Below are 9490 nucleotides of genomic sequence, written 5' to 3'. Positions count from 1 at the left end.
GACGAACCCCCCACCCGACGTCGGCCGGTCCAGCCCGGCCGCGCACTGCAACAGCGTGGACTTGCCCGAGCCTGACGGGCCCATGACGGCGGTGAACGTGCCGCGCTCGAAGCCCAGGGTGACGCCGTCCAGGGCGGTCACCGTCGCGGCGCGCGTCCCGTACACCTTGCGGACCGCCCGGAGCACGACCGCCTGCGGCACACCCGACCGGTACGTCTCTGCTTGGCTTACGCCTGCTTCATCCATACCGCCAAGCCAACCGGCGCGGCGCGCCGCCACCAATCACGCTGCCCAGCGTCACCGTGGTGGTGCTGGCCCCCCTTGAGCCAAGGAGCCACCCCGGACTCCAGCCCGTGCAGCCGGCCCGCACGCGCCGCGTTGCAGGCGACGGCCAGGTTGTTCCCGGTGCTCCAGCACGTCCGCGCTGGTACGGACCTGCCCGATCATCCACCAGCCGGAACGGCTCCCGCACCGGCCCAGTGAGCCGTGCGGCTCGACCGGTTCATCGCGGCGTCGTACGGGGGCCAGGGGCGAGGACGTCGTCCAGCCAGTCGTAGATCGTCGCGGTGACCAGGGGGATGTTGTCGAACTGGACGTGGGCGCAGGCCCCCTCGGCCGCCGTGAAGTGCCGCGCGGTGATCGGCGCGCCGCACACCTGGGGCAGCCTCTCGCTCTGCCTCAGCGCGCCGGGCGGCTCGCCCTCCGAGCTCAGCGCCAGCACGGGACAGGTGATCTTCTCCACGAGCCGGTACGCGGTGAAGCCGGTGATGCGGTCGAGGAAGTCCGCCCTGGAGGAGATGCACCGGTCGTAGGTCCACCGGTACAGGTCCAGCATGTGCCGCATCAGCTCCGGCGAGGGCGCCGGCCTGGGGGCGTCCGAGGGCGCCGGGGGAGTGGTGGCGACCTCGTGGAAGTCCAGCACCGGCGAGTTGGCGACGACGGCCCTGATCCGCTGGTCGGCCCCGGCCGCCCGCAGGACCACGTAGCCGCCGAGGCTGACGCCGTAGACGGCCAGCCGGTCCATGTCCACGTCCGGGCGGCTCTCCAGCAGGTCGACGACCGAGGAGATGACGACCTCGTAGTCGGGCCGCCACACGAGGGACGGGTCCTGGTGCAGCGCGCCGCGGTGCCCGGGGCCGTGGAAGAGGAGCAGGTTGTAGCCCCGGCGCGCCGCGTCCTCGCCGCCGCAGTGGAAGTAGGACTCCTCTCCCGAGGCGTCGCCGCCGCCCATCGCGATCAGCGTGGGCCGCGGCAGGTCGTCGGCGACGGCCTTGACGAACCAGCCCGGCAGGGTCGTCCCCTCGTAGGGGATCCGCAGCGGCAGCGCCGCAGGCCGCCGCAGGGCGCCGGCCCCGGCGAAGCACTCCACGCTCGCCGTCCAGGAGGCCAGGTGGAGCGGGTCGTCGTGGGTGCGCCAGATCGCGGCGGCCCGGTAGTAGTTGTGGGCGCGCAGGAACGCCTGGCGCGCCGTCTCCTCGTGGCCCGCCGCCAGCGCGGCCTCCGCCCGCGCCCGCACGCCGGCGGCCACCTCGTCCCAGGCCGCCGACCAGCTCACGATGTCGCCGTCGCCGATCTTCCCCGCGGCCTGGAGGCATTCGCCGATCGCGGCCCCTCCGTAGGGCGCGTACCCCAGCACCCGGTGCAACGCGAAGTCGAACATCTCACCGCTGAAGGACAGGCTCCGGTACGTGGCCACGCTCTCCACCTTCCTCGCGCGAAACAAGGTAAGGCTTACCTTAGTGGCGCTGCGGTCAGGGGGCGAGGGGCTTCTGGTCCGGGCCGGCGGGGGAGACGTGCTCGGTGTGCTCCTCGACCGGCAGCGGGAGCCCCGCGGCCCGCAGCAGCGCCTCCAGCGTCGTGCCCGTCCCCGCCGGCAGCCGGCCGGCCAGCGTGCCGAGCAGCAGCGCGGCGGCGGTGGCGTCACGCAGCGTGCGCCGCCAGCCCGCCTGCGGCGCGAGTTCGGCCAGGTCCTTCGCCAGGTCGTACCGGTCGACCAGGTGGGCCAGGTTGCCCCGCCTGGCGTCCGGGAGCAGCAGCCGGACCAGCCGGGTGGTGTCGATCAGCGCCACGGGCGTGATGGCGGGCAGCCGGTGGTGCAGCAGCCGCCAGTCGACCGCGACGTTGTGGCCCGCGATGATCCGGCCGTCCAGCCGCCGGGTCAGCTCGCCGGCGACCTCTTCGAGCAGCGGCGCGTCCGTCGCTTCGGGGGAGGCCGGCTGAGCGGGACGCGGGGCGACCGGCCGGCCCGGGTTCAGGGTGACGCTCCACGCGTCGCTCATGTCCGGGCGGCCGTTCACCAGCGGGACCGTGGCGACCTCGAGGATGCGCTCGTCGTGGCCGTCCTGGGCGCCGGTGCCCACCATGTCGACGGTCACGATCGGCGCGGTCGTCCACGGCTGGTCAGGCACTGTTGCTCCTGGAGGGGGCTCGTCGTCTCGCGGCGGGCGGTCATCGTCGGCTGGTGGTCGGCCGGTGCTCGGCCGGTGCTCGGCCGGTGCTCGGCCGGTCGCGGGCGGGTGCCGTTCGTGATCGCTCGCCAAGGGGCTGCCGCACAGCTTCGCAGACGCGGCCGTCGTACGCTGACGTTCCGCCCATCAGGTATGGAACGGTACGAGGCCGGTCACGGCTCGCCGACCCGCCGCGCGACGAGCGCGGCGTGCGACAGCGGCGCCGAGAGGTCGGCCACGTCACCGTTGGTCGTGTAGTCGAGCAGGACCACGGTGCGGCGGCCGGCGAGGTCGCGCAGCTCACCGACCAGGTCGGCGGCCCGGTGGTCGAGCATCCAGCGGTAGGCCGGCAGGTAGAGGGCGCGCCTGGCCTCCTCGTAGCCGAGCAGGCGGCCGTCGAGCCGGTGACCGAGCGGCGGGCCGAGCCGCCGGACCGTCCGCTTGATCCCCTTCATCGTGGTGACGCCGAGCTTGGTGAAGTCCTCCGGCTCGGTGGCGAACACCTTCAGCGCCTGCCAGACGCCCTCGACGGACTGCGACGTCCGGTCCGGGTGGCCGGGCACCGGGATGCCGCCGTGCGGGTAGAACGGGCTCAGGCGCACCCAGGGCTCGGCGGCCCGGGAGGTGACGTCGAGGATCAGCGCGCCCGGGAAGTCGCGGTGGAGGGTGGTGCGGCGGCGGCTCGCAACGTGAACAGGCATGCGGGGAGCCTGTCACGCGGGTACGACAGTTTTCCTCACAGTGAGAATCACCCGGCCGTCCCTCGGAGTGCGAATCATCCGGCCGGTGTCGGACCGTGAGCGACCTCAGGCCCCGGGGACGGCGACCGCGACGGCGACCATGCGGGCCTCGCGCGCGGCCTTCCGCGCCGCCTCGTGGAAGTCGGGCGCGGTGCAGGCGAACAGCGTCGCCCCGTCCGCGCCGCCGAGGGCGCACGCGTACACGGGCCCGCCCGGCCTGACCTCGTCCGTGACCGTCCCGCCCTCCACCACGCGGATCAGGCGGTCGCCGATCGCGTCGGCGACCCACAGGCCGCCCTTCTCGTCCAGGCACGCGCCGTCGGGGGCGACGCTCAGCTCCGCCAGCGCCTGGCCGATCCCGCGCTCGGACGGCAGCGGCCCGAACTCGGCCCACGGCCGCCGGTTGACCAGCTCACCCTCATCGGTGAGGTCGAAGGCGGTCACGCGGTTGCCGAACGTCTCGTTCACCACGAGCACGTTGCCGGGCGTGATGACGCTGCCGTTGGGGAACCACAGATCGCCGGCGACCTCCGTGACCCGGCCGTCGGGATCCACCCGGTGCAGCGCGGCCGGCTCCAGCGGGGCGCCGGCCATCAGGTCGAAGCCGAAGTTGCCCACGTAGGCGCGGCCCTGTCCGTCCACCACCATGTCGTTGAGGTGCCCGCCGGCGTGCCCGGACAGGTCGGCGTGGACGGCGAGCGTCCCGTCCGGCTCCCGGCACAGGAGCCTGCGGTCGCGCATGGAGACGATCAGCAGCCGCCCGTCGGGCAGCCACCCCAGGCCGGAGGGCTGCTCGGGGACGGTGGCCTCCACGCGCTGGTCCGACCCGTCCTCGCGCATGGACAGGACCTGGTGGAGGTAGAAGTCGGAGAACCAGAGCCGCCCGTCGCGCCAGCGCGGCGCCTCCAGGAAGTGGAAGCCCTCGGCCACCGTGATCGGGTTCGCGGCCATGCTCGTCCTCCTCGAGGCGGAGCGCATACTCGTACCGGGCGGGCCGCGGCTCCGCCACCGGCGGCCCTCGCATTGCGATGACTAAGCGCATAGTCAGTCGCTAGGCTGCCGGGTGTCAAGGCTCACAGCGCGGGAGCTGGGAGAGTGGGAGTCGCGTATGGCCAGACGGCAGGCCCGTTTCACCGCGCGGGAGCTGGCGGGCGACCCCCGCCTGCGCGACTGCTCCTCCGACCTGTGGACGCCGGCGCTCGGCGAGGTGCCGCGCGGCCTGCTGACCTGGGCGGTGCGCTGCTTCGCCGCCAACGGCTTCCACGCCACCACCACGCGCGACATCTGCGAGGGCATCGGCCTCACCCCGGGGGCGCTCTACGTGCACTTCCCGTCCAAGGAACTGGTCCTGTTCGAGATCGTCCGGGCCGGCCACGAGGGCGTCCTGGCCTACGTCCAGGACCCCGCGGCCCTGGTCGAGGACAGCCCGGCGGAGCGGCTGCGTTCGATCGTGTCCCGGTACACCAGGTGGCACGCGCGCCACCACGTGGCGGCCCGGGTCTGCCAGTACGAGCTGGCCGGTCTCACGGCGCAGCACTACGACGAGGTGCTCGAACTGCGCCACCGGACCAACGCGTTCTTCCGGGACGCGGTCGCCCGCGGGGTCGCGGACGGGTCGTTCCGGCCGGTGGACGTCAACCGGATCACCCGCGCGATGCTGTCGCTGAGCATCGACCTGGTCCGCTGGTACCGGCTCGACGGCCCGGACTCGCCCGAGCAGATCGGCGACTTCTACGCCGGCCTCGCGCTGACCATGGTCACCCACGACGCCCCCGGGCCGGCCCGGCCGTCCCAGCCTTGACAGGCCGCCCGCCTCAGGCTGACTATGCGCTTAGTAACCAACCGAGGCACCCCACGCGCCCCTGACCGACGAGGAGAAACACCATGCGTAAGGGAATCGTGGTCACCGCGCACGTGGGCGTGGAGGAGCTCGCGGCCAGGGCGGAGGCCCTGGGGTTCAGCAGCTTCTGGGTGTACGACACCCCCATGCTGCACGGCGACCCCTTCGCCGCCCTCAGCCTGTGCGCGAAGGCCACCAGCCGGATCAAGCTCGGCGTCGGCGTCACCTCCCCGGCACTGCGGTCGGCCCCGGCCGCCGCCAACCACTTCGCCGGCTTGAACGCGCTGGCGCCGGGACGGGTCATCTGCGGCATCGGCACCGGCAACACCGCGCGCCGCACCCTCGGCATGCTGCCGACGACCATGGCCGAGCTGGAGAGCTTCACCGCCTCGCTCCAGGCGCTGTGCTCGGGCGGCTCGGCCGCGTACCGCGAGGGCGACCGGACCCGGGAGGTGGAGTTCCTGCACGTCGGCCCGTACGTCAACACGACCGACCCGATCGAGTTCGTGGTGGCCGCGTTCGGGATGAAGGCGGCGGCCGTCGCCGGGCGGCGCGGCAGCGGCCTGCTGTCCTTCGGCCTGCTCGACCCCGGCGTGTGGACGGCCCTCACCGAGGAACGCGAGAAGTCGGCCACCGCGGCGGGCCAGCGGGCCGAGGCGGACTCCTACGTGATGACCTCGATGCACGTCCTCGCCCACGGCGAGGACCCGTACGGCGACGCGGCCCGCGACGCCATGGGGCACATCGCGCTGTCGCTGCTGACCTTCGCGGCCGACAACCCGTCCACCGCCGCGAACCTCCCCGAGGAGCAGAAGGCCGCGGTCGAGCGGCTGCTGTCGCGGCGCGGCACGACCGCGACCTCCACGGACCGCCACAAGGTGCTGTACCGCAACTACCTGGGCCGCATCGCGCCCGAGGACCGCGACCTGGTCCTGCCGTCGCTGATCGACACGATCGGCCTCGTCGGCGGCCCCGACGAGCTGGCCGCCCGGATCGGGCGGCTGGAGCGGGCCGGCGTCGACGAGCTGGTCATCCAGCCGGTCATCGATCCCGACGCCGAGATGGCCGCCTTCGCCGGCCTCGCCATCTGATCCGTCCCTCGCCGGCCGCCGCGGCCCGCACAGGAAGGAGCGGGTCAGGTGAAGTACCGCAGCCAGACGTACACCCACGCCATCACCGTGCTCAGCACCGTCACCACGATCCCGTACTTGGTGAACTGCCAGAAGGTGATGCGGTGCCCCGTCCGCGCCGCGATGCCGATGGCGACGACGTTCGCGCTGGCGGCCACCGCGGTGCCGTTGCCGCCGAAGTCGGCGCCGAGGGCGAAGGCCCACCACAGCGCCTGCCCGGTCCCCGGGTCCGGCGTCGTGGCCACCAGGTCCTCCACGATGGGCGCCATGGTGGCGACGTACGGGATGTTGTCGAAGAAGGCGCCCAGGGCGCTGGACCCGAACAGCAGCGCCGTCGCCGCGAGGAAGTAGTCCGTGCCGAACGCCGCCACCGTCCAGGTGCCGATCGTGGCGATGACGCCGGTGTGCACCAGCCCCGCCACCATGACGAACAGCCCCATGAAGAAGACCAGGGTGGGCCACTCGACCTCGCGCAGCACGTCCGGGACGTCGGCGCGGGACACCAGGAGCATGACGCCCGCGCCCACCATGGCGACGATCGACGGCTCGATGTGCACCACCGCGTGCAGGGCGAAGCCGGCCACGACGGCGGCCAGCACTACCAGGCACCGCGCCAGCAGCCGCGGGTCGGTGATCGCGCGCCGCTCCTGCAGCGCCATCACGGCGGCCACGTGCGCGGGGTCGTAGTGGAACGACTTCCGGAACAGCAGCCGCGTGAACAGCACGAACACCACGAAGACGACCACCACCACCGGCGCCATGTGGACCAGGAAGTCGTTGAACGTCAGGCCCGCCCGGCTGCCGATGATGATGTTCGGCGGGTCGCCGATGAGCGTCGCCGCGCCGCCGATGTTGGAGGCCAGGACCTCGGCGATGAGGTACGGCTGCGCCGGGATGCGCAGCCGGTCGCACACCACCACGGTGACGGGGGCGACGAGCATGATCGTGGTGACGTTGTCCAGGAACGGCGAGGCGACGGCGGTGATGGCCATCAGCATCACCATCAGCCGGTACGGCCGCCCCTTCGACCGTTTGGCCGCCCAGATCGCCAGGTAGTCGAAGACGCCCGTCTGCTTGATCACCCCGACGATGATCATCATGCCGAGCAGCAGGAAGATGACGTTCCAGTCGATGCCCTCGTGCTCGGAGAAGAACACCTGCGCGCCGGGGATCAGGCCGAGCACGGCCATCGCGCCCGCGGCGATGAGCACGACCTTGACCTTGTTGGCCTTCTCGGTGGCGACGAAGAAGAACGCCACGACGAAGATCGTCAGTGCGATCGCGGCACCCATCGTCACCCGGCCGGATCGGCGAGCGCGAGGTAGGTGAGCAGGCGTTCCAGGGTGATCGCGCCGAACAGCGTGCCGTCCTCGGCGAGGACCGCGACGAGCGGGCTGCGCATCCGCGCCATGAGCGCGGCCACCTCCAGCAGCGTGGCGTCGAGGGACACCGTGACCGGCCTGGCCGGCTGGCGCGGCAGGCAGTCGCCCACCCTGCGGTCGCCGAGCTCCTGCCAGAACAGGTCCGCGTGGGCCTCGTCGATCGTGTGCGCGAGCACGGGGTCCTCCTGGTACGCGCCGGGGACCGCGAGCCGGAGCACCTGCGTGCCCGGCAGCACCGTCCACGGGCGCGCCCGGTCGTCCACCACGACCAGGCCGGGCAGCCTGCCCAGCGCCATCACCCGCACCGCCTTGGTGACGGGGTCGTCGGCGGTCACGGTCGGCAGGGTCACAGCGATGTCGCGTGCTTGCATGGCATCATCCCGTTCGGCGACCGGGTGACCCGTCGCTGAGGTGGTCACGTGGTGGCCCGCGCGTCGGCGGCGGTCAGGATGATGGGCGGGGTCATGGCTGCTCCTCCATGCGTGATGCCTGCTCGGCGCCCTGCTCCGGCGCCTCGGTTCGTGCCTCGGTTCGTGCCTCGGTCCGGTGCCTTCGCCGGGTGCTTCAATCCCATCGGCGCGCCCGGCCGCCCACCATCGGGTCCAGCACCCATATGCGCGGGGGTAGAACGTGTACGGGGCACGCGACGTGATGGGGGACCGGCCTGATGGACAAGCGCGTTCACGATGGTGAGCCTGGTGAGATGAGTGTTCTGGACGAGCGGCACGAGCGGCACGAGGGGCGGGTCGACGAGCGGCACGACGGGTGGCGGCGCGACGGGTGGCGTTCCTTGACCGGCGCGCGGACGCCCGCGCAGGCGTTGTTCCGGCGGCTCTTCCTGATCAACGGGCTGGTGTTCACCGTCGGCACGTTCGTGCTCGCGCTCTCGCCCGCCACGGTGTCCTCGCCGATCGTGCTGACCGAGGTGCCCGTCCTGATCGTCGGCCTGGCGGTCATCCTGGCCGCCAACGCGCTGCTGCTGCGTACCAGCCTGGCCCCGCTCGACGCGCTCACGACGCTGATGGAGCGGGTCGACCTGCTACGGACCGGCGACCGGCTCACCGACAGCGGGAACGGCGACCTCGCCCACGTCATCGAGACCTTCAACGCGATGCTCGACCGGCTGGAGTCCGAGCGGACCGCCAGCAGCGCGCACGCGCTGGCCGCGCAGGAGGGCGAGCGGGCGCGCATCGCCCGCGAGCTGCACGACGAGATCGGCCAGAGCCTCACCGTGGTGCTGCTGGGCCTCAAGCACGCCTGCGACCGGGCGCCCGGCGACCTGCGCGAGGAACTGCGCGCCATCCAGGAGACGGTCCGCTCCAGCCTCGACGAGGTCCGGCAGGTCGCCCGCCGGCTGCGTCCCGGCGTCCTGGAGGATCTCGGCCTGCAGAGCGCGCTCAGCGCGCTGAGCAGCGACTTCACCCAGCTCAGCGGGATCCCCGTGACCCGCGTGATCGACCCGGCGCTGCCGTCGCTGAGCGGGGACGTCGAGCTGGTCCTCTACCGGATCGCCCAGGAGAGCCTCACGAACGTGGCCAGGCACTCCGGCGCCGGCGAGGTGCGCCTGACCGTCAGCTCGGGCCCCGGCGAGCTGACGCTGGGCATCACCGACAATGGGAAGGGGGGCACGATCGAGAACGGGGCCGGCATCCGCGGCATGCGTGAGCGAGCGCTGCTGATCGGCGCGCGCCTGACCATCACCTCCCCGCCCGGCGGCGGCACCGACGTGCGCCTGGTCGTCCCCGGCCCGAAGGAACGGAGCTGAGCCACGGTGGACCCGCGCGAGACCCGCATCCTGCTGGCCGACGACCACGCCCTCGTCCGCCACGGACTGCGGCTGATCCTGGACGCCGAACCGGACCTGACGGTCGTCGCCGAGGCGGGCGACGGCGCCGAGGCCGTCGAGCGGGCCGCCGCCGGGCAGGGCGACCTGGGCATCCCCCGCATCGCG

Annotated in this window: 11 protein-coding genes; 4 read left to right on the top strand and 7 right to left on the bottom strand. The window is 72.8% G+C overall.

Annotated features, from left to right (window positions below; genetic code table 11):
• From KME77_RS29790 to KME77_RS10510, 5 genes are all read right to left on the bottom strand, one after another.
• Positions 1–246: ATP-binding cassette domain-containing protein (locus KME77_RS29790; RefSeq protein ID WP_219464948.1), on the bottom strand; the 246-nt coding region annotated here is incomplete at its 3' end.
• 256 nt (positions 247–502) lie between these two features.
• Positions 503–1696 (bottom strand): alpha/beta hydrolase family protein, encoded by a 1194-nt coding sequence (locus KME77_RS10525; protein WP_219464945.1) that lies wholly within the window; start codon positions 1694–1696, stop codon positions 503–505.
• Positions 1697–1751: 55 nt separating this feature from the next.
• Entirely contained in the window at positions 1752–2408 is a 657-nt protein-coding gene (locus KME77_RS10520; RefSeq protein WP_219464944.1) for a 3'-5' exonuclease, read from the bottom strand.
• Between the two features lie 212 nt (positions 2409–2620).
• Positions 2621–3148, bottom strand: a complete 528-nt coding sequence (locus KME77_RS10515) for a DUF6939 family protein (RefSeq protein ID WP_219464942.1) — start codon at positions 3146–3148, stop codon at positions 2621–2623.
• Between the two features lie 105 nt (positions 3149–3253).
• The gene (locus KME77_RS10510; RefSeq protein ID WP_219464940.1) at positions 3254–4138 is read right to left on the bottom strand and encodes an SMP-30/gluconolactonase/LRE family protein; all 885 of its coding nucleotides are present in this window, start codon (positions 4136–4138) and stop codon (positions 3254–3256) included.
• Between the two features lie 157 nt (positions 4139–4295).
• Here KME77_RS10510 and KME77_RS10505 point away from each other — a divergent pair, with 157 nt between their 5' ends.
• Together KME77_RS10505 and KME77_RS10500 are read left to right on the top strand one after the other, a co-directional pair.
• Complete coding sequence (locus KME77_RS10505; RefSeq protein WP_219464938.1) at positions 4296–4988, top strand: TetR/AcrR family transcriptional regulator; 693 nt, start codon at positions 4296–4298, stop codon at positions 4986–4988.
• A gap of 83 nt (positions 4989–5071) precedes the next feature.
• The gene (locus KME77_RS10500) at positions 5072–6118 is read left to right on the top strand and encodes an LLM class flavin-dependent oxidoreductase (RefSeq protein WP_219464936.1); all 1047 of its coding nucleotides are present in this window, start codon (positions 5072–5074) and stop codon (positions 6116–6118) included.
• A gap of 44 nt (positions 6119–6162) precedes the next feature.
• Here the strand turns inward: KME77_RS10500 and KME77_RS10495 are convergent, their stop codons facing one another.
• Positions 6163–7449 carry an ArsB/NhaD family transporter gene (locus KME77_RS10495; RefSeq protein ID WP_219464934.1) on the bottom strand — a complete coding sequence of 429 codons (1287 nt, stop codon included), beginning with the start codon at positions 7447–7449 and terminating at the stop codon, positions 6163–6165.
• A gap of 2 nt (positions 7450–7451) precedes the next feature.
• Positions 7452–7910 (bottom strand): CBS domain-containing protein, encoded by a 459-nt coding sequence (locus KME77_RS10490; protein ID WP_219464932.1) that lies wholly within the window; start codon positions 7908–7910, stop codon positions 7452–7454.
• 332 nt (positions 7911–8242) lie between these two features.
• Between KME77_RS10490 and KME77_RS10485 the strand changes: the two genes are divergently transcribed.
• Together KME77_RS10485 and KME77_RS10480 are read left to right on the top strand one after the other, a co-directional pair.
• Positions 8243–9304 (top strand): HAMP domain-containing sensor histidine kinase, encoded by a 1062-nt coding sequence (locus KME77_RS10485; RefSeq protein ID WP_219464930.1) that lies wholly within the window; start codon positions 8243–8245, stop codon positions 9302–9304.
• Between the two features lie 6 nt (positions 9305–9310).
• The coding region (locus tag KME77_RS10480; protein WP_372451165.1) for a response regulator transcription factor at positions 9311–9490 on the top strand (180 nt) is incomplete at its 3' end.

Source organism: Nonomuraea rhizosphaerae, from assembly GCF_019396405.1.
Classification (GTDB): Bacteria; Actinomycetota; Actinomycetes; order Streptosporangiales; family Streptosporangiaceae; genus Nonomuraea; species Nonomuraea rhizosphaerae.
This window is presented reverse-complemented; position numbering and strand designations above follow the sequence as displayed.

Bases quoted from the DNA above. Each gene is read 5' to 3' on its own strand.
- KME77_RS10505 (WP_219464938.1), top strand. From the start codon at position 4,296: ATGGCCAGACGGCAGGCCCGTTTCACCGCGCGGGAGCTGGCGGGCGAC.
- KME77_RS10495 (WP_219464934.1), bottom strand. From the start codon at position 7,449: ATGGGTGCCGCGATCGCACTGACGATCTTCGTCGTGGCGTTCTTCTTC.
- KME77_RS10510 (WP_219464940.1), bottom strand. From the start codon at position 4,138: ATGGCCGCGAACCCGATCACGGTGGCCGAGGGCTTCCACTTCCTGGAG.
- KME77_RS10500 (WP_219464936.1), top strand. From the start codon at position 5,072: ATGCGTAAGGGAATCGTGGTCACCGCGCACGTGGGCGTGGAGGAGCTC.
- KME77_RS10490 (WP_219464932.1), bottom strand. From the start codon at position 7,910: ATGCAAGCACGCGACATCGCTGTGACCCTGCCGACCGTGACCGCCGAC.
- KME77_RS10515 (WP_219464942.1), bottom strand. From the start codon at position 3,148: ATGCCTGTTCACGTTGCGAGCCGCCGCCGCACCACCCTCCACCGCGAC.
- KME77_RS10485 (WP_219464930.1), top strand. From the start codon at position 8,243: ATGAGTGTTCTGGACGAGCGGCACGAGCGGCACGAGGGGCGGGTCGAC.